The sequence below is a fragment of the Streptosporangium sp. NPDC050148 genome (assembly GCF_055586505.1).
The window spans coordinates 37,921-59,349 of the sequence record NZ_JBVJIA010000029.1 but is presented as its reverse complement, the minus strand read 5'-3'; the positions used below and the strand labels follow the sequence as shown (position 1 = coordinate 59,349).

The 21,429-nt window shown below is 73.5% G+C and carries 18 protein-coding genes; 11 read left to right on the top strand and 7 right to left on the bottom strand.

Translation table 11 applies throughout. The features are described from left to right. The first annotated feature begins 208 nt into the window (after window positions 1–208). The 3 genes from ACZ6RT_RS28245 (at window position 209) to ACZ6RT_RS28235 (ending at window position 7,601) form a co-directional block, all read left to right on the top strand. Entirely contained in the window at window positions 209–2,047 is a 1,839-nt protein-coding gene (locus ACZ6RT_RS28245) for an ABC transporter ATP-binding protein (RefSeq protein WP_470157100.1), read from the top strand. Next, window positions 2,047–3,873 (top strand): ABC transporter ATP-binding protein, encoded by a 1,827-nt coding sequence (locus ACZ6RT_RS28240; protein WP_470157099.1) that lies wholly within the window; start codon window positions 2,047–2,049, stop codon window positions 3,871–3,873. Before ACZ6RT_RS28245 ends, ACZ6RT_RS28240 begins: the two co-directional genes overlap by 1 nt. A 173-nt stretch (window positions 3,874–4,046) precedes the next feature. Continuing rightward, complete coding sequence (locus ACZ6RT_RS28235; RefSeq protein WP_470157098.1) at window positions 4,047–7,601, top strand: tetratricopeptide repeat protein; 3,555 nt, start codon at window positions 4,047–4,049, stop codon at window positions 7,599–7,601. 87 nt (window positions 7,602–7,688) lie between these two features. On the opposite strand, the gene ACZ6RT_RS28230 is transcribed toward ACZ6RT_RS28235, so the two are convergent. Both ACZ6RT_RS28230 and ACZ6RT_RS28225 read right to left on the bottom strand, forming a co-directional pair. After that, a complete protein-coding gene (locus ACZ6RT_RS28230; RefSeq protein WP_399189972.1) occupies window positions 7,689–8,363 on the bottom strand; it encodes a response regulator in 675 nt (224 codons plus the stop codon). Next, complete coding sequence (locus tag ACZ6RT_RS28225) at window positions 8,360–9,733, bottom strand: sensor histidine kinase (RefSeq protein ID WP_470157097.1); 1,374 nt, start codon at window positions 9,731–9,733, stop codon at window positions 8,360–8,362. The genes ACZ6RT_RS28230 and ACZ6RT_RS28225 overlap by 4 nt, the downstream gene beginning before the upstream one ends. A 233-nt stretch (window positions 9,734–9,966) precedes the next feature. Between ACZ6RT_RS28225 and ACZ6RT_RS28220 the strand changes: the two genes are divergently transcribed. After that, entirely contained in the window at window positions 9,967–10,491 is a 525-nt protein-coding gene (locus ACZ6RT_RS28220) for a hypothetical protein (protein WP_470157096.1), read from the top strand. 141 nt (window positions 10,492–10,632) lie between these two features. After that, the gene (locus ACZ6RT_RS28215; protein ID WP_470157095.1) at window positions 10,633–11,178 is read left to right on the top strand and encodes an NUDIX hydrolase; all 546 of its coding nucleotides are present in this window, start codon (window positions 10,633–10,635) and stop codon (window positions 11,176–11,178) included. A 64-nt stretch (window positions 11,179–11,242) separates the two neighbouring features. Here the strand turns inward: ACZ6RT_RS28215 and ACZ6RT_RS28210 are convergent, their stop codons facing one another. From ACZ6RT_RS28210 to ACZ6RT_RS28195, 4 genes are all read right to left on the bottom strand, one after another. Beyond that, window positions 11,243–12,505, bottom strand: a complete 1,263-nt coding sequence (locus tag ACZ6RT_RS28210) for an NAD(P)/FAD-dependent oxidoreductase (protein ID WP_470157094.1) — start codon at window positions 12,503–12,505, stop codon at window positions 11,243–11,245. Then, entirely contained in the window at window positions 12,502–12,693 is a 192-nt protein-coding gene (locus tag ACZ6RT_RS28205; protein ID WP_399189983.1) for a ferredoxin, read from the bottom strand. Before ACZ6RT_RS28205 ends, ACZ6RT_RS28210 begins: the two co-directional genes overlap by 4 nt. 50 nt (window positions 12,694–12,743) lie before the next feature. Next, entirely contained in the window at window positions 12,744–13,673 is a 930-nt protein-coding gene (locus ACZ6RT_RS28200; protein ID WP_470157093.1) for a pyridoxamine 5'-phosphate oxidase family protein, read from the bottom strand. A 63-nt stretch (window positions 13,674–13,736) separates the two neighbouring features. Continuing rightward, on the bottom strand, window positions 13,737–14,174 hold the full coding sequence (locus ACZ6RT_RS28195) for a VOC family protein (protein ID WP_470157116.1): 438 nt from the start codon (window positions 14,172–14,174) through the stop codon (window positions 13,737–13,739). A gap of 176 nt (window positions 14,175–14,350) precedes the next feature. On the opposite strand from ACZ6RT_RS28195, the gene ACZ6RT_RS28190 reads away from it, so the two are divergent. The 6 genes from ACZ6RT_RS28190 (at window position 14,351) to ACZ6RT_RS28165 (ending at window position 19,163) form a co-directional block, all read left to right on the top strand. Then, window positions 14,351–14,923: a CGNR zinc finger domain-containing protein gene (locus ACZ6RT_RS28190; RefSeq protein ID WP_470157092.1), complete on the top strand. Its 573-nt coding sequence runs from the start codon at window positions 14,351–14,353 to the stop codon at window positions 14,921–14,923. Window positions 14,924–15,065: 142 nt separating this feature from the next. After that, window positions 15,066–15,581, top strand: coding sequence for an SRPBCC family protein (locus ACZ6RT_RS28185; RefSeq protein WP_470157091.1), 516 nt, complete (start codon window positions 15,066–15,068; stop codon window positions 15,579–15,581). Between the two features lie 203 nt (window positions 15,582–15,784). Further along, window positions 15,785–16,312 carry a PadR family transcriptional regulator gene (locus tag ACZ6RT_RS28180; protein WP_470157090.1) on the top strand — a complete coding sequence of 176 codons (528 nt, stop codon included), beginning with the start codon at window positions 15,785–15,787 and terminating at the stop codon, window positions 16,310–16,312. Then, window positions 16,309–17,055, top strand: a complete 747-nt coding sequence (locus ACZ6RT_RS28175) for an ABC transporter ATP-binding protein (protein ID WP_399189995.1) — start codon at window positions 16,309–16,311, stop codon at window positions 17,053–17,055. The genes ACZ6RT_RS28180 and ACZ6RT_RS28175 overlap by 4 nt, the downstream gene beginning before the upstream one ends. A 5-nt stretch (window positions 17,056–17,060) precedes the next feature. Continuing rightward, window positions 17,061–18,908, top strand: coding sequence for an FtsX-like permease family protein (locus tag ACZ6RT_RS28170; RefSeq protein ID WP_470157089.1), 1,848 nt, complete (start codon window positions 17,061–17,063; stop codon window positions 18,906–18,908). 87 nt (window positions 18,909–18,995) lie between these two features. Next, entirely contained in the window at window positions 18,996–19,163 is a 168-nt protein-coding gene (locus ACZ6RT_RS28165; RefSeq protein WP_470157088.1) for an aldo/keto reductase, read from the top strand. Window positions 19,164–19,191: 28 nt separating this feature from the next. On the opposite strand, the gene ACZ6RT_RS28160 is transcribed toward ACZ6RT_RS28165, so the two are convergent. Next, window positions 19,192–21,318, bottom strand: a complete 2,127-nt coding sequence (locus ACZ6RT_RS28160) for a response regulator (RefSeq protein ID WP_470157087.1) — start codon at window positions 21,316–21,318, stop codon at window positions 19,192–19,194. Window positions 21,319–21,429: the final 111 nt, after the last annotated feature.

The following is a 21,429-nucleotide window of genomic DNA, read 5'->3' as shown; positions in this document are numbered from 1 at the left end:
CGGCGCCTCCCGGCGGTGACCCGGTACACCGGAGCCCGCCGGGAGGCGCTGGGTCGTCTCTTGCCACGTCGTCCCTTGTCACGTCGTCCCTTGTCGCGCGACAGGGCCCGCGGGGGGCGGGGCGAGAACAATCCGATGGGAAACCGTCGGGGGCCGGTGATAGAAAGCAGGTCCGACCCCCGTCCTCGACCCGTCCGGGAGCCAAGCCGTGTCCAGCAGCAGCGCGGAGTTCTCCGTCTCCGGCCGCCCGTACGACAGGCGGAGCCCGGTGCGCTGGATCTGGTCCCACGTCCGCCGTCACCCGCTCCAGCTGACCGGTTTCCTCGGCTCGTCGCTGGTCATGGTGGTGCTCAACGGCTTGGTCCCCGGGCTCACCGGCGGGGCGTTCGACGTCGTGCTGAACGGTGGCGGCGGCGCGGCACGGGCGCTGGGCCTGATCTCGCTGGGGCTGCTGGCGATCGTGGTGGCCCGCGGCGCCTTCGACGTGGTCGCTCGCCTGTCCGGCGAGGTCCTGGCCAAGCGGCTGGAGCGCGACGCCCGGGACGAGCTGTACGTCAGCCTGCTGGGCAAGAGCCAGACCTTCCACAACCGGCAGCGCGTCGGCGACCTGATGGCGCGGGCGGCCAACGACATCCGGCAGCTCTCCGCGATGATCAACCCGGGCGTCGACCTGATCGTCGACTCCGGCCTGACCGGCCTGGTGCCGCTGGTCTTCATCGCCGCGATCGACCCGCGCCTGCTGCTGGTGCCCTGCCTGTTCGGGGTCGTCTTCGTCATCGCGCTCCGGCACTACATGGGGCGGCTCAATCCCGTGGCGACCCGCATGCGGGAGGAGTTCGGCGACCTCAACGCCGGGCTGAACGAGGCCGTCCGCGGCATCGAGGTGATCAAGGTCACCGCGCAGGAGGACCAGGAGCGACGGCGGTTCCGGACCCGCGCCCGGCGCTACCGCGACTCCTTCGCCGCCAACGGCCTGGTCCAGGCCCGCTACCTGCCGACCCTGCTCTTCGCCTTCGCGATGGCCGGGGCGCTCTGGCACGGCCTGTACCTCCAGGCCGCGGGCGCCCTGACGATCGGCGAGCTGGTCGCCTTCATGGGCCTGATGGGCATGCTGGGCTTTCCGACCTCGATCTCGATCTTCACCTTCTCGCTGGTGCAGCTCGGCATCGTGTCCTCCCGCCGGATCCTGAGCATCATGAACACCGAGACCGAGCTCGGGCAGCGCGCCGACGGCCACACCGCGCCGATCGACGGATCGATCGTCTTCGAGAACGTGACGTTCGGCTACGGGGACGGCGATCCGGTGCTGCGCGACGTGACGTTCGGCGTGCGGCCGGGAGAGACCGTGGCCGTCGTCGGTGAGACCGGTTCGGGCAAGAGCACGCTGGCGAAGCTGGTCCCGCGGATCTACGACGTCACCGCGGGCCGGATCCTGGTGGACGGCGTGGACGTGCGCGAGTGGGACCTCGACTCGCTGCGCTCCCAGATCTCCACCATCGAGCAGGACATCGTGCTCTTCTCCCGCTCGGTGGCCGAGAACATCGCCTTCGGGCTGGGCCCGCGGGCGGACCGGGAGGCCGTCGTCCGGGCGGCGGAGGAGGCCCAGGCCGCCGAGTTCATCGGCGAGCTCGACGAGGGCTACGACACGGTCATCGGGGAGCGCGGCATCACCCTCTCCGGTGGCCAGCGCCAGCGTCTGGCCATCGCGCGGGCGCTGCTGACGAATCCGGCGATCCTCGTGCTCGACGACTCGACGAGCGCGATCGACTCCGCCACGGAGGACAGGATCCAGCAGGCCATCGACCGCGTCCAGGACGGGCGCACCACGCTCCTGATCACACATCGGCTCTCCCAGATCCGCTGGGCCGACAAGGTCCTGCTGCTCCGCCGGGGCGAGCTGGTGGACTTCGGCACGCACGACGAGCTGATCTCCCGGAGCCGTCTGTACCGGCGGATCTTCGCCCACTACGACGAGGTCGACCTGCCGGGCACCGGGGCCGCGGACCCGGCCGTGGTCGTGGCGAGCGAGCAGGGAGGGCACGCCTGATGGGCTTCGTCATGGACGGTCTCGACGCCGAGGACTACGACCGCACCTACAGCGACCGTGACCTGCTCCGCAGGATCCTGTCGTACTTCCGGCCGAAGCTGGGGTCGATGGTCCTGGTCGCGGTCATGATCGTGCTGTTCTCGCTGACCCAGGCGGCCATGCCGTTGCTGATCAGCGAGGGCGTGGACGGCATCCAGAACGGCACGATCGCCGACGTCGGCCTGCGGCTCAGCGCCGGCCTGCTGCTCGCCGGGGTGCTCGGCTGGCTGTTCAACTTCGTCCGCCAGTGGTACAGCGCGAAGGTCACCGGCGACGTCGTCCTGCGCCTGCGCGAGGACGCCTTCGACGCCGTGCTCGAACGCGACCTGTCGTTCTACGACGAGACCCCGTCGGGCAGGATCGTCAGCCGGGTCACCTCCGACACCGACGACTTCGCCACCGTCTCCACCCTCACGATGGACCTGATCAGCCAGGTGCTGATGGTCGGCTTCGTGGCGGTCCTGCTCTTCCAGCGCAGTGTCGGGCTCGCCCTGCTCACCCTTGTCGTGGCGCCGGTCGTCATGGCCGTGGCCCTGCTGTTCCGCAAGGTCGCCCGCACCAGCACCCGCAGGGCACAACGCTCGCTGAGCCGCGTGAACGCCACCCTGCAGGAGACCATGGGCGGGATCACCGTCGCCAAGAACTTCCGCCAGGAGCAGCGGATCTACGACGAGTTCCGCCCGATCAACCAGCAGAGCTACCGGGTGACGCTCCGCCAGGGCTTCGTCTTCTCCAGCATCTTCCCCGTGCTCTTCCTGGTCGCCGGGCTGGCCACGGTCGGTCTCGTCCAGGTGGGCGGCACCCGGGCGCTCGGCGGTGAGCTGTCCGCCGGTGACTGGTACCTCTTCCTGCAGAGCGTCGCGCTCTTCTGGATCCCGCTGACCTCCATCGCCGCGTTCTGGTCCCAGTTCCAGCAGGGCCTGTCCGCGTCCGAGCGGGTCTTCGCCCTGATCGACGCGCCGCCCCGGGTCGTGCAGACCGATCCCCGGCCGGTCGGCAGGCTCGCGGGCCGCATCGAGTTCCAGGGCGTCACGTTCGGCTACGAGGCCGGCAGCACCGTCCTGCGGGACTTCGACCTCGTCATCGAGGCGGGCGAGAGCGTCGCGTTGGTCGGCCACACCGGTGCGGGCAAGTCCACGCTCAGCAAACTGATCACCCGGTTCTACGAGTTCCAGGACGGCCTGCTGACGATCGACGGCCGTGACATCCGCACGCTGGACCTGGCCGGGTACCGGCGGCAGATCGGCGCGGTCCCGCAGGCGCCGTTCCTGTTCAGCGGCACCGTCGCCGACAACATCCGCTACCCGAGGCCGGAGGCGACCGACGAGGAGGTGCTGGCCGCCGCCGCGGCGGTCGGTGGCGGCGACTGGATCGACGCCCTGCCCGACGGCCTGCGGACCGACGTCGGCGAGTACGGCCGTGCCCTGTCCATGGGCCAGCGCCAGCTCGTCGCGCTGGCCCGCCTGCTCGTCCAGGATCCGGCGATCGTGGTCCTGGACGAGGCCACCGCCAGCGTCGACCCGCTGACCGAGGCCCAGATCCAGGAAGGGCTGGACCGGGTGCTGGCCGACCGCACCTCCATCGTCATCGCCCACCGGTTGTCCACGATCGAGCACGTCGACCGGATCATCGTGCTGGATCACGGCCGGATCGTCGAGGAGGGCGACCACGCCACGTTGCTGGCCCGGGGCGGTCACTACTGCCAGGTCTACAACACCTACTTCCGCCACCAGTCGCCCGACTACCGTCCCGGTTCCGGGTTCGTCTCCGTCACCGGTTCCACGTGACCGGAAACGCGGTCCGGCCGGGCCGGTCCCGCACACCAGGGCGGGATATCCGTAAACGGTGAAACGTCGCGCAAATATTATTAAGAAAGTCCTAAATTAGGATAAGGCGTTCTTCTGGATGCGTATTCTTGATTTAATCCTTAACGCCCTTCATAAAGGGTGATGATGTTGCGATGAGCGGCGATGAGAGCGGCGGCCGGGTCCGGCGGGGGTCGCGCCCTGTCACTCGCCCGAGGATCCCCCCGGGACCGCTGCGCGAGCTCAAGGATCTGCTGTACGAGCTGTACCTGGAGGCCGGCGCGCCCGCTCCCGGTGCCGTCGCAGCCATGATCGTCGCCGACGACGGCCTTCCCGCCGCTCCCGGGCCCGACGCCGTGCACCACATGCTGACCTCGGTCCGGCCGCCTCCCGTGCAGGCCGACGTGATCGCCGTCGTCACCGTGCTGGCCCGCCTGGCCGGGCAGGATCCCGGTCCTGCGGCCGGGCGGGCTCGTGAGCTGTGGGCGCGCAGCCGCCTGGCCGTCGCGGCGGGGGTGCCGATCCGCTCGCTGACCGACCCGTTCGCGCTCGGGGTGCACCCGTCGATCGACCGGGGGCCCGAGGCGACCGGCCCGGGAACAGGGACGGCGGGCCCGGGGGCCGGGACGACCGGCCCGGGAACCGGGACGACCGGCTCAGGAACCGGGACGACCGGCTCAGGAACCGGGACGACCGGCTCAGGAACCGGGACGACCGATCCGGGGGCCGGGACGAAGGGCCGGGGAGCCGGGACGACGGGCCCGCCGGGACTGCCCGTCTACGTACCGCGCCGGCACGACGAGGAACTGGCCGCCCTGGTACGGCGGGCGGCGGCCGGGCAGAGCGGCATCGCGATGCTGGTCGGCGACTCCTGCACCGGCAAGACCCGGACCTGCTGGGAGGCCGTACGGCTGCTGCCCGGCGGGTGGCGGCTGTGGCGACCGGCCGACCGGGACCGTCCCGAGGAGACCGCCGACGCCCTGGCCTTCGTCACGCCGAGGACCGTCGTGTGGCTCGACCGTTCCCAGCTCCACCTGCTCACCCCGGACGAGCAGGGCGAGCGGGTCGCCGCCGGGCTGCGGGCCCTGGTGCGCGACCCCGAACGCGGCCCCGTGCTGGTCCTGGGCACCATCTGGCCGGAGTACTGGACCGCGCTGACCGCCGCCCCCGCCGGTGCCGCGACCGGTACCGCCGCGGACGGCCCCGCCGGCGGTTCCATCGGCGGCCCTTCCCGTGCTCCCGCCGACCCCCACGCCCGGGCGCGGGCGCTGCTGACCGGCACCGCGGTCCACGTGCCCGGCCGTTTCACCGGGCCCGCGCTGGAGGCGGTGCGCGCGGCGACGGCGCGCGACCCTCGGCTGGCGCGCGCGTACGCCCAGGCCCGTGACGGCCGGATCGCCCAGTACCTCGCCGGCGCGCCCGCCCTGGTCAAGCGCTACCGCGACGCGCCCGCGCCGGTCAGGGCCCTGATCGAGGCGGCCATGGACGCCAGGCGCGCCGGCCACGGCCCGGTCCTGCCGGACGCCCTGCTCAGGGCCGCCGCACCCGGTTACCTGACCGGTCCGCAGCAGGAGGACCTGCCCCGGGACTGGTTCGACCGGGCCATGGCCCACGCCTGCGCGCGCCATCGAGGGGTCGGCGGCCCGCTCGTCCCGGTCCGTCCCCTTCCCGGCGTACCGGCCCGTTTCCGGCTGGCGGACCACCTGGAGCAGCTCGGCCGCGCCGGTCGCCGTACGCGTCCGGTGCCCGCGGCCGTGTGGGACGCGCTGATCCTGCACGCAGCCCCCGGAGAGCAGTTGTCCGTGGCCGTGCAGGCCCATGCCCGCGGCCTGCACCGCCACGCCCTCCGGCTGTACGGGAGCGCCACCGCCGCGGGCGATCCGGAGGCGGCCGGGCAGGCGATCACCCTGCTCCGGGAGGCGGGACGGGCCGGTGAGGTGCTGGCCTGGCTGCGGGCCCACGACGGGCTGGACGACGCCCGGGTCCTGCGCCGGATCACCCCCCTGCTGCGCGACGTGAGGCACCACGAGGAGGTGATCGCCGCCTACCGGCGCGCCGCCGAGGCCGGGAACACCGACGCGCTGAGGGAGGTGATCGAGCTGCTGGTGGAGACGGGACGGATCGGCGAGGCCGTCGTCCTGACGCGGGACCTCGCCCGGGAGGCCGACGCCGGTCTGCTCGGCTGGGCGGCGGCCCTGCTGGACCGGGCGGGACACCCCGAGCGGGCCCTCGCCGTCTACCGGCGTGCCGCCGAGGCCGGGAACCTGGACGCCCCGGCGTGGCTGGGCTCCCTGCTGCTGCGGACGGGCCGCGAGCAGGAGGCGATCACCGCCTACCTGCGCGCCGCGGAGACGGGCGACCGGCACGCCCTCGAACGGGCCGTCGCCCTGCTGGTGCGGACGGGACGGGCCGGGGAGGCGATCGCCCGGACGCGGGGCCTGGCCGAGCGCGGCGACCACCGCGCCCTGCGGCAGGCGGTCCGGCTGCTGGTGGAGGCGGACCGTACCGACGAGGCCGTCACCTGGCTGCGCGCCCGCGCCGAGCACGGTGACCATCGCGCCACCGCCGAGCTGGTCGAGCTGCTCCGGCGGCGGGGCCGGACCGAGGAGGCGGTCGGCTGGCTGACCGGGCGGGCGCGGGACGGCGACACCTACGCCTTCTGGCGGATGGTCGGGCTCCTGCGGCAGACCGGGCAGGTGGACCGGGCGATCGCCCGGCTCAGGGCACGGGCGCGGACCGGTGACGACCTCGCGCTCGAACAGGCGGCCCGGCTGCTGCGGCACACCGGCCGGACCGGGGAGGCCGTGGCCTGGCTGGCCTCCCGCGCCCGGGACGGTGACCGGCACGCCGTCGAGCTGGTGCCCTCCTTCCTGAGCGAGGCGGGACGCGTCACGGAGGCCATCGCCGCCCACCGGCGCGCCGCCGAGGCGGGCAACGCCGGTGCCCACTGGCCGATGGCCGTCCTGCTGTACGGGCAGGGCCGGTGGGAGGAGGCGCTGGACGCCTACCGCCGCGCCGCCGGGGCCGGCCGTGTCGGCGAGGGCTGGCGGATGGTCGAGCTGCTGGAGCGGACGGGCCGGACCGGCGAGGCCCTGGCCGCCTACCGCCGCGCCGCCGAGGCGGGGAACACCGACGCGGGCTGGCGGATGGTCGAGCTGCTCCAGCGGGCGGACCGGACCGGGGAGGCGATCGCCTGGCTGCGCGCCCGCGCCGGGAACGGCGACACCGACGCCCTGTGGAAGGCCGTCGAGCTCCTCCAGGAGTCCGGACGGACCGAGGAGGCCGTCAGCTGGCTGCGCGCCCGCGCCGGGGACGGGGACCTCGACGCCCTCGGGCGGCTCACCGCGCTGCTGCACCAGACCGGACGATCCGGCGAGGCCGTCGAATGGCTGCGGGCCCGCGCCGAGCACGGCGACGGAGCCGCCCTCGGGTACGCGGTGGACCTGATGCGCGAGACGGGCCGCGCCGAGGAGGCGATCGCCTGGCTGGACGCGCGTACCGAGGCGGGCGACCTGGAGGCCCTGGTCTGGTCCGCGGCCCTGCTGCGCGAGGTCGGCCGTCCGGACGGGGCGGTCCTCACCTATCTCAGGGCCGCCGAGCTGGGGGTCCCCGGGGCCCTGCGGCAGGTGACGGACCTGCTGAGACGGCTCGGCCGGACCGGCGAGGCCGACCGGCTGCGCAGGTACGGGATCACCCCCGGCGGGACCTGAGAGCCGGGCGGTCGGAAGAGAACCGGGTGGTCAGACGAGGACCGGGGGGTCAGACGAGAGCCCGGCGGTCGGGAGAGAACCGGGCGGTCAGGCCCCTCCGGGACGGACCAGGCCGCTCTCGTACGCGATGACGACCAGCTGGGAGCGGTCGCGGGCGTCGAGCTTGGCCAGCAACCGGCTGACGTAGGTGCGCGCGGTGGCCGGGCTGATGAAGAGCACGGCGCCGATCTCCGCGTTCGACCGGCCCGCCCCGACCTCGGCGAGCACCTCGCGTTCCCGCTCGGTCAGCCCCGCGATCAGGCCGGCGTCGAACCGCTCCGACGACGCCGCGACCGCGTTCAGGACCCGCTGGGTCACCGATGGCGAGAGCAGCGCGTCCCCGGAGGCGACGGTGCGCACGGCCTCCCGGAGCTCACCGGGCCCGGCGTCCTTCAGCAGGAAACCGGCCGCGCCCGCCCGGATCGCCGCGAAGAGGTACTCGTCGGTGTCGAAGGTGGTGAGCACGATCACCCGGACCGCGCGCAACCGCTCGTCCGCGACGATCCGCCTGGTCGCCTCGACACCGTCGAGGCCGGGCATCCGCACGTCCATCAGGACGAGGTCGGGACGCTCGGCGCGGACCAGCGCCACACCCGCCTCACCGTCGGCGGCCTCGCCGACGACCACGATGTCCGGTGCCCGTTCCAGCAGCGCCCGGAAACCCGCCCGGACGAGCTGCTGGTCGTCGACGAGCACGACCCGGATCGGCGTCCCGGCGCTCACCGGGCTCCCCCGGTGGTGTTCACGGAGGTGTTCGCGGAGGTGTTCGCGGAGGTGTTCGCGGAGGTGTTCGCGGCGGGGGTCTCGACGGGAGGCTCGACGGGAGGCCCGGCGGGAGCGGGGACGATGTCCGCGGCGGGACGGTCCGTCACCGCGAGCGGGAGCGTGACGTCCACCCGGAACCCGCCGCCTCCGCCGCCCGCCCGGACCGTGCCGCCGAGCAGTTCCACCCGTTCCACCATGCCGCGCAGACCGTACCCACCGCTCGTGACGCCCCGCGCGGCGTCCTTCCCGGCGGCGACGTCCGCAGCGAAGGGGACGGTGGTGTCAGCGGGGGACGCGAAGGGCTCGCCGCCGCGGCCGTCGTCGGTCACGCTGACCCGCAGCTCGTCCCCGTAGCGGACCACCACCTCGGCGGCGGTGGCGCCCGCGTGGCGCAGCGCGTTGGTCAGCGACTCCTGGACTACCCGGTAGGCCGTCGCCTCGACGACGTGCGGCACCGTCACCGGCTCGCCCAGGACCCGCACGGTCACCGGCAACCCGCTCTCGCTCGTGGTGCGGGCCAGCCGTTCCAGCTGGGCCAGCCCGCCGACCGGCGCGAGCGGGGTCGTCACCCCGCCTCCCTCGCGGAGCAGCCCGAGGGTCGCGCGCAGTTCCTTCATCGCGTTCCCGCTCGCCTGCCGGATGACCTCCAGCGCGGACCCGGCCGCGGGCGGATCGTCACCGAGCGCCTCGGCGGCGACCGCGGCCTGCACCGAGATGACCGTGACGGTGTGGGCGAGGACGTCGTGCAGCTCGCGGGCGATGCGCAGCCGCTCCTCCTCGGTCCTGCGCGCCGCCACCCGTTCTCGCTCCTCGGCCGCGGCCGCCTCGCGGTGGCGCATCTCGGCCCTGAGCAGGCGGCGGGTACGGATGCCGTCGCCCACCGTGATCATCGCGATCATCAGCGCCGCGGCCGAGGTCAGCTCCTGCCCGAAGAGGTAACCGGGGTCGTCGCCCTCACGGAGCCTGAAGAAGCCGGACACCGCGATCGTCGCCACGGTCACCCCGGCCGCCCACCGCCACCTGCCGGCCTCGGCCGCGGAGTACAGCGCGCCGGCCAGCGGGAGCGCCAGGCCGATCGGCGGGAAGTCCACGGCGTAGTACCCGATCAGTCCAGCGGTGGTGGCCAGCAGCACCAGGACCGGGAAGCGCCGCCGCAGGAGCATCAGCGCGCCGAACGCGGGCGCGAACAGGTAGGCGGCCACCGGTGGTGCCGGGCCGCCACCGAGGCCGGCGTCGAGGTCGGCGGCGATCGCGACGGTGACCACGGCCGTGACGGCCGCTCCGACACCCGCGTCGGCGACGCGGGCGTGGATCCGCACTGTCTGCACCCGGGCAGTGTACGAAAGGCGCACCGTCCGGCACCGCCGTCTGCGGGCGTATCCGTCGGGCGTCCCGGTACGTCGGGAGGCGACCCCGGGACGGGATCCCGGCCGGACGACCGGGCACCCCGCCGCCTCCTAGCCTCGTCCCGTCCCCGGACGAACGACCACTCGTCCCGTCCCCGGACGACCGACCACCCGAACGGACGGAACGGAGTTCCCTGATGATCCGCGCGCCGCGTGTGACGACCGCAGTCCTGATCGTGCTCGTATGGACCTCGATGATCTCGATGGGAGGTGTCATCGCCGAGACCGTGATGCTCTACCCGAACATCTTCCGGGACCCGCCCGCCTCGCTCGTCCTGACCCGCGAGTTCATCGTCGCCGCGGGTCCGTCCGACTTCTTCCCGCCGCTCGGGCTGACCACCGTGATCGGCGCCGTGCTGGCGTCCCTGCTCACCTGGCGTACGCCGTCGGTGCGCCGGTGGATCGTCCCCGCCACGGTCGTGTTCGTCTGCGCGGAGTTCCTGTTCTCCGCGCTCTTCTTCTGGCCGCGCAACACGATCATGTTCGTGGACCCGGTCGGCACCCACTCCGCCGCCTACCTGCGTACCGTCGCCGCCGAGTTCGAGACCGGCCACTGGGTACGGGTCGTCGGGGGCGTGGTGACCTCCGGGCTGGCCTTCACCGGCCTGCTCCGCTGGCACCGTGACCGGGTGGTCTCCGTCGCCGGCGTCGTCCGGCCGGGCGTGTCGGCCTCCCCGTGAGACGGGTCGTCCTCGTGCGATCGGGCCTTTCCGTGAGAGGGGCCTTTCCATGGGAGCGGCCTTCCCGCCGGAGTGGCGTTCCCGGTGTCGCGGCCGGATCGCGATGGCCGCCCCTCCGCGGCGGCATCTAGGATCATCGTCATGCCCGACGTGACCCTCCGACCGTCCGCGCGCATCCTGCTGGTCGACGGCGAAGATCGAATCCTGCTCTATCGCGGGCTGGGGATGACGGATGCCGCCGAGTACTCGTGGTTCACCCCGGGTGGCGGCATCAACGACGGCGAGCCCCTGAACCACGCCGCGGCACGAGAGCTCCGCGAGGAGACGGGGTACTCGGTCCCGCCCGAGGAGCTCGGGCACGTCGTGGCCGCCGCCGAGGGTCGCTGGCGCAGGGCCGACGGCCGGTTGTTCTTCTCCCGCGAGTCCTTCTTCTTCCTCCGCGGCCGACAGCTGGAGGTCGACGTCTCCGGCATGGAGGATCACGAACGGTCGCTGATCGACGGTTTCCGCTGGTGGTCCCTGCCCGAGCTCCGGAGCACCGACGAACAGGTGATCCCGTTCGGCCTGGCGGACCTGCTGGAACGCCTGCTCGCCGGTGACGTCCCCGACGAGCCCGTCACCCTCCCCTGGCACCATCCGGACCTCTTCGACCAGGTCACCGACCCGGGTCCGACCGGCCGCCGATGACCGGCAGGGCCGTGCCCGTCCCGATGAGCCGCGGCTCCCCGTCCCGACGAGTCGTGACGGGTGGTCACGAGCGGACTCGCGCGGGGTGGGCGCGTCCGTGCGCCGCGGACGACGCCGGGTCAAGGCTCGCCGCCTCCAGCCGGCGCCGGTAGGGGACGAGCCTGCCGGTACGGCCGACGGTCAGGGCTCCGACGAGCCTTCCGTCCCGGTGGTAGGAGACCTCCAGGTGCCGGCCCGGGAGGTCGTGCTCGTGGACGCGCACCTCGTCCGCCAGGGCGGGCAGGCCCGCCGACCGGATCCGGGCGCCGTGCAGGTCGGACCAGAAGCCGGGAACGCCGGTGAACGGGCGGGGCTCGTCCGGGTTCAGCAGGGTGTGCGCGGCCGCGGCGCCCTGCTCGGCGGCGTTGGTCCAGTGTCCGAGGACGATCGAGGTCCCGTCGGCGAGGCGGTGCGGGACGCGGGCGACGTCGCCGGCCGCGACCACGCCCGGCACGACGGTCCCGTCCGGGGTCAGGGCGCGCAGGTGGACGTCGCAGCGCACGCCGTCGCCGATGTCGATGCCGGACCCGGCCAGCCAGCCGGTGGCGGGTACGGCGCCGAGTGCCTGCACGGCCATGTCCGCGGGTGTCTCGGTGCCGTCGGACAGGCGGACACCGGACAGGCGGCCACGGGTGAACAGGAAGTCGGTCACCGTGGTGCCGGTCCGCAGGTCGATGCCCGCCCGGCGGTGCAGCTCGGCCACGAACGCGCCGGGGACCGACCCGATCGCCCGCTCCAGGGGCAGGCTCGCGGCCTCGACCAGGGTGACGGCCAGGCCGCGCGTGCGGGCGGCGGCCGCGATCTCCCCTCCCAGGAAGCCCGCGCCGGCGACGACGAGCCTGCGTCCCGGACGGAGTTCGGCCCGCAGCCTCAGCGCGTCGTCCCGGGTCCGGAGGGTGAGGACCCCGCGGTCCGGGTCGGGCCGGCCGCGGGCGGTCGCGCCGGTCGCGACGAGCACGCCGTCGTAGGCCAGCCGGGTGCCGTCGGCGAGGGTGACCGTCCTTCCCCGCGGGTCGAGGCGGACGGCCGGACGGCCGAGTTCCCACCGCGCCTCCAGGCCGTCCGGCAGCGGCAGGTCGTTGTCCCACGTCAGGCCGGGTGCCGGGTCGTGCGCCGGGTCCGCCGTCAGGATCCGCTTCGACAGCGGTGGCCGGTCGTAGGGCAGGTGGGGTTCGTCCCCGACGATGGTGAGGTCGCCGGTGAAGCCGCCGGCGCGCAGGGCCTCCGCCGCCCTGAGACCGGCGAGCGAGGCTCCGACGATCACCAGCCGGCCGGTGGTCGCGTTCACCGGGGGGTGACGCCGATGGCGCGGACGGGACAGCTCGCCGCGGCAGCCTCCACCGTGGCCCGCAGGGCGTCGGCGGGGGTGGCGTCGTACAGCAGGTGGTCGTCGTCGTCGAACGAGAAGACGCCGGGCGCCGCGAAGACGCACTGTCCGTGGCTCTCGCAGAGGTTCATGTCCACGGTGATCTGCACGGGTGGCTCCATTACGGGGTCGGGTACGCCGCGCGCCGAGCGGAAGACGCTCAGCGCACCGGCGGGTTGAATCGGGAGTAGGCCGGGGCGCTCCACCGCAGGGGGCTCGCGGCGGAGATCTCCCGTACGGCCTCGATCGAGAACTCCACCAGGCGCCGGGCTCCGGGGATCCGGGCGGCCTCCGCCGGATCCCACAGGGTGCGGGCCGTCCCGGTGAGGTGCAGCGCGGAACCCGTCTCCCAGCCGGGCAGGACGATGCCGGCCGCGGGGTTGAGGGCCAGGTTCCCCAGCGTCAGGAACATGGCGTTCCCGACGTAGTCGGGCCAGCGGAGCAGGGTGGGCGAGAGCACCTGGACGAAACCGGGGTTGCCGCCGCGGTGCGAGGCGTCGGCGTCTCCGCGGTCGGAGACGGTGGCGACGAAGAAGGTGTCGGCCTCGCGGACGGTGCGCCGCTGAGCCGCGTCGAGCGCGGTGCCGTCGGTGACGGTACGGACCAAAGCCGCCTCGGCGTCGGGTTCGAGGACGCGGTGGTCCCGCTTCTGCAGGTACTTGGGGCAGTTCGCGATGACCTGGTCGATGTCGACGCGCAGGCCGTCGCGTTCGACGACGGCGCGGCCGTTGATCCGCATCCGCCGCCGGGTGGCGGGCTCGATGGCGATCATGCCGACCGGGACGGACCCGTGGTGCCCGGCGACCCCGGCCAGGACGTCCTCCAGGGGGTCGCCGGGCGCTGGGAGCGCGCCGACGGTGAGGACCCGGGGCGTGGGCGTGCGCAGGAACCCGGGCGGGCCGGTGAGCTGGCTCGCCCAGACCCGTCCCGAGGCGTCCGCGCCGCCGACGACGATCATCGGCTGCTCGGCGAGGAACGCCGCGGCCACCTCCGGCACGGTCTCGCCGATACCGCCGAGGGAGAAGCCGGCCTGTTCGCCGAGCCCGGCACGGTTCTGTACCGCGATCTCGCCGCTGTGGTAGGTGGCCACGGTGATCCTTTCTCCGTGAGTCGTACGGCCGCGTGACCGCGGGTGCTCCGCGAGACGGTCCTTTCAGAAGAAGCCGCAGGTCGGAGCGCCGGGGACGGGGGCGGCCGCGGGGTCGGCGCCGGTGGGCGCGTAGATCTCCAGGCGGATGCCGTCGGGGTCGGTGAAGTAGACGCCCCCGGAGACGCCCTGCTCGCCGTGCGGGACCACGCCCTCGTAGGCGAACTCGGCGCCCAGGCCGCGCAGTACCTCCGCCGTCGCGTTGACCTCGTCGATGGTGTCGACCTGGAACGACAGGTGGTGCAGGCCCGGGGTGTTCACGCCGAACGTGCCCTCGCTCTGCTGCCACAGGGTGACCAGGAGCCGGCCGTCCCGCCCGAGGAAGGCCCAGCGGCGGTCGGTCTCGCTGCCCTCGGCCATGACCTCGAAGTCGAAGACCGTGCGGTAGAAGGCGAGCGAGCGCTCCAGGTCGGTGACGTTCAGCCCGACGTGCCCCGTCACCAGATTCGTGATTGTGCTCAAAGTCGTCACATGCCCTAGGTCGAGGTCGCGAGACGCTCCCGCAACCACTGAAAAGGACTTTAAGGGTTAGGTACGGGAGCGTCAACCTGTCATCCGCTCGTAAGGGGTTAGGATGGGGACGTCAACCCAGACCAGCCCCGTTCCCAAGGACCAGTTCAGTGCCGCGAGACCTCCCGGCGGACCCCCGGCCCCTGACCGGCGAGCCCCTGTCGATCGACCTGCTCAACACCCGCTGGATCGACGCCGCCGGCCATCACGACCTGCTGGACGGTGTCGGCGGGCTCGCGATCTGGCTCGGCTCCGCGCCCGTGCGCGACGCCCTGGGCGAGATGAACGCGCCCGCCGAGGAGGACACGCTCGACCGGCTGCTCCAGGCCAGGACGGCCCTGGACGGTCTCGTCCGCACCGTGCCCGCCTTCGGCGACGACGCGCTCCAGGCGGCGAACGCCGTGCTGGACCGCGGCCGGATCCACCGCTCGCTGCGACCGGACGGGCCGGCCACCGAGGTCCGGGTCGACCTGCCGTCGTGGGGACCGGCGTGGACGGCGGTCGAGGACTTCCTCCGGTTGCTGGCCGACCGGCCCGAGCGCGTCAGGCCCTGCGCGAACCCCGAGTGCATCCTGCACTTCTACGACGTGTCGAAGAACGGCACGCGTCGCTGGTGCTCCATGGCCGGTTGCGGCAACCGCGCCAAGGCCATGCGCCACTACCGGCGTACCGGCCGCGGCTGAGCGGCGGACGGGCCGCGCGCGGGCCGCGCACCGGCCGTCCACGAGGTTCGAGCAGGGCCTACCGGCCGGATTGTCGTACCCCCCGCGTAGCATCCACGCACGAGTGGTCGGACGATGCTCCACGGTCGGAAAGGACGTGCGGATGACGGAAGAGGCCTACGAGCCTATAGCGGTGTCCCGGCGCATCGAGGCTCCGGCGGGTGACATCTTCCGGATCCTGACGGATCCCACGCGGCACCTCGACCTGGACGGTTCCGGAATGTTGCGGGGGCCCGCCTCGGACGCGGTGATCTCCGGCGCCGGGGACGTCTTCGTCATGAGGATGTACTACGAGCTGCACGGCGACTACGAGATGAACAACCACGTCGTGGAGTACGAACCGGACCGTCGCATCGGCTGGGAGCCGGAGTCCGGGCTCGGCCACCCGGACGCGTCCTCGCCCGAGGCGCGGTGGGGGCATCGGTGGGTGTTCGACCTCGTCCCCGACGGCCCCGGGGCGACGATCGTGACCGAGATCTTCGACGCTTCCCGCCTGACCGAGAACAAGCGCGCCGAGCTGGACGGCGACCCTTCCTGGTGGATCGAGAGCATGTCGACGACGCTGGAGCGGCTCGACGCGCTGTGCACCGGAAGGTCGTCGCGCCGGGAGGAAGGATGACGCGGCCGTCCCTCCTCCCGTCCCTCTGACGACCCTGGCGACTCTGACGACCCTGACGACCCGGTCGGCTCCCTCGCGGACACGTCCCGGAACACTCGTCCCGCCTTCATGGAACGTTCCATGAACGTCACCCGCGCCGTACGGACTTGCCGTCAGAGAGGATAACCGTTAGACATAGGGGCTAACGGTTATAGGAGGGCGCGATGCAGCAGGAAGTGGTCCTGGCCATGCTGGCCAAGGAGCCGTCGCACGGCTACCAGCTGCGCGCCCGGCTGCGCGACGCGCTCGGCCCTCTCGGGGACGCGATGAACGCCGGCCAGATCTACGTCACGCTGACCCGGCTGGAGAAGGCCGGCCTGCTGGCGGTCGAGAGGTCCGCCGACGGCACCGACCGGTCGGACCGCAAGGTGTACGCGCTCACCCCCGACGGCCGGGAGCGGGTCGCCGAGTGGATCGCCGATGTGAGCTGGCCGAAACCCGGCCTCGCGGAGTTCCATCTCAAGCTGATCGCGGCGGCGTCGGCCCGGCTGGTCGACCCGCTCGCCCTCCTCGACGCCCAGCGCCGCGAGCTGCTGCGGCGACTGCGTGACGCCCAGCGCGCCGCCATGGCCGAGCCCGAGCACTCGGACGCGGCGCTGTTGCTGGAGGGCGTCGTGCTCCGGCTTCAGGCCGACCTGCACTGGCTCGAGGCGTGCGAGAAGAACTGGACCCACCGAAGGAGTGGATCGTGAGCAACGCCACCGGCACGCCCCTGCTTCGCGCCCGCGGGCTGCGAAAGGAGTACGGCGAGGGGGAGGGATTGGTGCGCGCCGTCGACGAGGTCGATCTCGACGTCGCCGCAGGAGAGACGGTGGCGATCATGGGGCCGAGCGGCTGCGGGAAGTCCACGCTGCTGCATCTGCTCGGCGGGCTGGACCGCCCCTCGGGCGGAGAGGTGTCGCTGAACGGCCGCCGTATCGACGACATCGGCGAGAAGGCCCTGGCCCGGATGCGGCGGACCGCCGTCGGCTTCGTCTTCCAGTCCTTCCACCTGATGGAGGAGCTCACGGCCGTGGAGAACGTCGAGCTGTCCGCGCTGCTGGCCGGACGCTCGCCGCGAGCCGCCAGACGGCGCGCGGAGGAGCTGCTGGAGCAGGTCGGGCTCGCCGGCCGGGCGCGTTTCCTGCCCTCCGCGCTGTCCGGTGGCCAGCGGCAGCGGGTCGCGGTCGCCCGGGCGCTGAGCAACGAACCGCTGGTCGTCCTGGCCGACGAACCGACCGGGAATCTGGACAGCGCCGCCACCATGGACGTCCTGCGGCTCTTCGAGGGCCTGCACCGGGCCGGCCAGACGCTGGTCATCGTCACCCACGACGCGCGGATCGCCGCCACCGCGGACCGGCTGATCTCGATGCGCGACGGCGCGTTCGTGGACGAGACCAGGCTGACCGGTGGCACCACCGGCCGGCTCGGCGCCCTCGCCGGGCTGGAGGACTGACGGCGATGGGCCGCATCCTGCTCGTGTGCCGCCTCGCCGTGCGCGACCTGCGGCGGCGCCGCGCCGAGACCGTGCTCCTGCTGCTCGCCATCATGGCGGCCACCACGACGTTGACGCTCGGGCTGGTCCTGCGGGACGCGGCCGCCGACCCGTACCGGAGCACCCGGGAGGCGACCGGCGGGCCCGACGTGGTCGTCGTCGGCGGTGACCGGACCGCGAGGCTTCCCGGTCTCGCGGAACTGGAGAAGCTGGCCGGTGCCCCCGGCGTCGTCGGCCACAGCGGACCGTACCCGGTCGTCCCCGCGAAGCTCCGGGCGGCCGATCGGACCTCGGACGTGCAGGTCGTGGGACGCGACACCGCGCCCGCGCCGGTCGACCAGCCCGAGATCGTACAGGGCGGCTGGGTCGGCGACGGTGGCGTGGTGGTCGAGGCCGCCTTCGCGGCCGCGCTCGACGTGCGCGTCGGTGATCCGGTCATCCTGGACGGCCGGTCGTTCACGGTCGTCGGCACGGCGGTCACCGCAGCCCTGTCGCCCTATCCGGGGGCGTCCTGCATCGTCCCGGCCGGTTGCATGAGCGACGTCGTTCCCGGTGACCCGGCCGGTGCCGGACAGCCCGCGGGGTTGTTGCACGAGCCGGGCCTGGTCTGGCTCACCCGGGCGGACCTGCGGAGCCTCACCCCGGATCCGGGTTCCCCTGCCTACGTGATGAACCTGAGGCTGGCCGACGCGGACGAGGCCCGGGCGTTCGTCGACGCGCACCAGCGTGGACACGGCGGCGCCGCTCTCATGCAGACCTGGGAGGACATCCGCGACGACGCCACCGAGCTGGCCGCGGACTCCCAGATCCTTCTGCTGATCGGGGCCTGGCTGCTCGGCCTGCTGGCCGTGGCCGGTCTTTCGGTGCTGGTCGGCGGCCGGACGGCCGACCAGACCAGGCGTGTCGGGCTCCTGAAGGGGGCCGGGGGCACACCGGGCCTGATCGCCGTCGTACTGCTCGCGGAGTACGTCCTGGTGGCCGTCGTCGCGGCCGTGGCCGGGCTGGTGGCCGGATCGCTGGCCGCCCCGCTGCTCACCGGGCCCGGCGCGGGCCTCGTCGGCGGCGCGGGCACGCCGTCGATGACCGTGTCCACGGCCGTTTCGGTGACCGCGGTGGCACTCGGGGTCGCGGTGGCCGCGACCATCGTCCCGGTCGTGCGCGCCGCCCGTTCCAGCACCGTCGCCGCGCTGGCCGACGCGCCGCGCCCGCCCCGCCGCGTCGGCCCGCTGATCGCGGTCTCGGCGCGACTGCCCGTCCCGCTGCTTCTGGCCCTGCGGGTCGCCGCCCGCCGGCCGCGACGGACCGTGCTGGGCGCGGTCAGCATCGCGATCACGGTCAGCGGGATGTACGTCCTGCTGGTGCTCGACGCCTTCCTCGCCGCCCAGCCGCTCGCGGGCGCGTACGACGGCGCCCAGGTGGAGGTACTGCGCCGGGTGCTCCTGGTCTGGACGGTCGTACTGCTCTGCCTGGCGGCGGTCAACGCCGTCGCCGTCACCTGGGCGACGGTGCTCGACAACCGGCATTCGTCGGCGCTGGCACGCGCCCTCGGCGCGACCCCCGGCGAGGTGAGCGCGGCACTGGCGGCCGCGCAGGTGCTGCCCGCGCTCGCGGGCGCCGTCGCGGGCGTCTTCCCGGGGGGTCCCGCGCTGTTCGCCGCGATCAACGCGATCACCGGCGGTGACGGCGGCAGGGTCGCGGCTCCCTCGCCCTGGCAGCTGCTCGCCCTGGTGTCGGCGACCGTGCTCACGGTGGCGGCGCTCACCTCCGTTCCCGCCCGTCTCGGCGGCCGTCGTCCCGTGGCCGAGACCCTCTAGGCCGGGCCGGCGCGACGCGGGGAGGGGCGGGGCGGGGCGGAAACCGCCCAGCTCGCCGAGGCTCGCGAGCCGGCCACCGTGGCCGCGGTGCAGAACCGCTTCCACCTCCTCGTGCTCGCCTGGCTGCTGGCCCGTTCCCCGGTGACCTTCGCCGTCCCCGGGACCTCCTCCGTCGCCCACCTGGAGGAGAACGTCGCCGCGGCCGGTCTGCGGCTGGACGAGGACGACGTCGCCAGGCTGGACGGGCTCGCCTGACCTCGGGGCGAGCCGGTGGGCGTCACCGTCATCCGGGGGAGGGACCGTCCTTCACGCCTGGACCGTCCACCAGACCGGCCTCGTGCGCAAGAAGCACCGCGTTGGCCCGGTTGGCCAGCCCGAGCTTGGCCAGCAGCCTGGAGACGTAGCTCTTGACCGTCGTCTCGGACAGGAAGCGGTCCGCGGCGATCTCCCGGTTCGTCAGGCCCTGCCCGACCAGGCCCAGCAGGTGGCGTTCCCGGTCGTTCAGTACGGCGATCCTGCCGAGCGCGGCCTCCCGGCCGGCCGCAGCGCGGGCCGACCGCTCCAGCAGGTGTCGCGCGGCCACGGGTGACAGCACGCTGTGCCCGCCCGCGACCACCTTGATCAGGCCGAGCAGGTCCTCGGGCGGTGTCGTCTTCACCAGGAAGCCGACCGCGCCCGCCTCCAGCGCCTCCAGCACGTGGACGTCCGAGTCGAAGGTGGTCAGCGCCACGACGGCGGGCGGCCCCGGCAGCCTGTTGATCTCCCTGGTGGCGGTGACACCGTCGACCCCGGGCATCCTGATGTCCATCAGCACCACGTCGGGGCGGGCGCGCAGCACCTCTTCCACGGCCTCGGCCCCGTCGTACGCCACACCGACGACATCGATCTCGGCGGCCGATCCCAGGATGGTCCGCAGGTGACCGAGGACCATCGGGTCGTCGTCGACGAGCAGGACCCTGATCACCGGCGGCGCGCCGGTGTCGTCGGCCGGGCCGGTGTCGTCCGGTGACCCGGCCCGCCGGGGGGTGGTCATGTCCCCAAGCGTATATATCCGTGCCGGACGCGCCGAGAAGGCCGACGGGGGCTCCGCCGTCCGTACCGGGCTCACGGCGGGGGCGAGCCCAGGGCTCGCGGCGGGGGCGAGCGTGGGAAGGCTCGCCGTGACCAGGTACCCGCCCTGCTCGGTGGGCCCGCTCCGCAGGGTGCCGCCGAGCAGGGACACCCGGCGCCGCAGGCCCGCCAGCCCCGTACGCGATCCGCTGGCGACCAGCGACGGATCGGCGGGCTCGGTGGGCGCGGTGTTGCGGATCTCGACGCGCACCGCGTCGGCACCGTGACGCAGGTCGACGGTCACCCGGGCTCCCGGTGCGTGTTTGCGGACGTTGGTCAGCGCCTCCTGCACCACCCGGTACGCGGCACGGGAGATCGCGGGAGACGCCGTGCCGGGATCGCCGCCGACGTGCAGCGACGCCCCGGCGGAGCCGGTCAGCTCGGCCAGGTCCCCGCCCCGGTCGTCCGTGCTCCGTGCCGCCCTCCGAGGGCGGTCCCGGCCACAGGCCCCGGGTGCCGCCGTCCCGCGGCAGTCCCGGTCACAGGTCACCCCTGCCGGCGCGGCCCGCTCGCCGCTCCGCATGACACCGATGAGATCCCGCAGTTCGACCATCGTCCGGGAGCCGAGGTCCCCGATCCGCCGTGCCGCCGCCCTGACGGCCTCGTCGTCGGTCGACGTCCGCAGGGCTCCTGCGTGCAGGACGATCTCGGTGACGTGATGGGTGACGACGTCGTGCATCTCGGCGGCCAGGTGCTGGCGTTCGGCCACGATGGCCCGCTCGTTGAGCAGATGCCGTTCGCGTTCGGCGATCTCGACCCGCTCGCGCAGCGAGCTCAGCAGGCTCGCCCGCGCCCGCACGTACATCGCGATCACGGCGGGCAGCACGGCGTAGACCGCACCGACGTAGAGGCCGGTCCAGGTCGGCTCCCACGGCTGGGCGTTCAGCAGCGCCAGCGCGCCGACGCAGGCGAAGGCCGTGGGTGTGGGCGTGGGCGTGGGCCACAGGTAGACCAGGATCCACACCGCGACGGGCGTCGCCAGCGGCACCGGGCCCGCGTAGAGCGCGTCGGTGGAGGTCAGCAGCCCGGGTGCGGCCAGAGCGGCGACCCGTGCGATCACGGCGGCGAGGACGACCAGGACACCGACCGCCCGGGGGCGGGCCGGTGCGAGCAGCAGGAGCCCGTCGACGACGAGGTTGAACACCAGTTCGGCCGCCGGACCCAGCGCCCCGGACGTCCGTTGTCCCGCGGCGTGGAGCAGGACCTGCAGGCCCACGTGGGCCACGACGACGGTGAACACCACGGCATGTCCCGCCCACCCGGGACTCCGGTCGCCGGCGAACGTCGATCCCGCTGTCATACCGCGCACCTTCCCCGCCGGGGAACGCCGTCACCCCGTCGTGGCGGCCGGAGAACCGAGCCGATGAAAACGCAACATCGGCGACGTACGACGCAACCCGGTTGCCGGGTC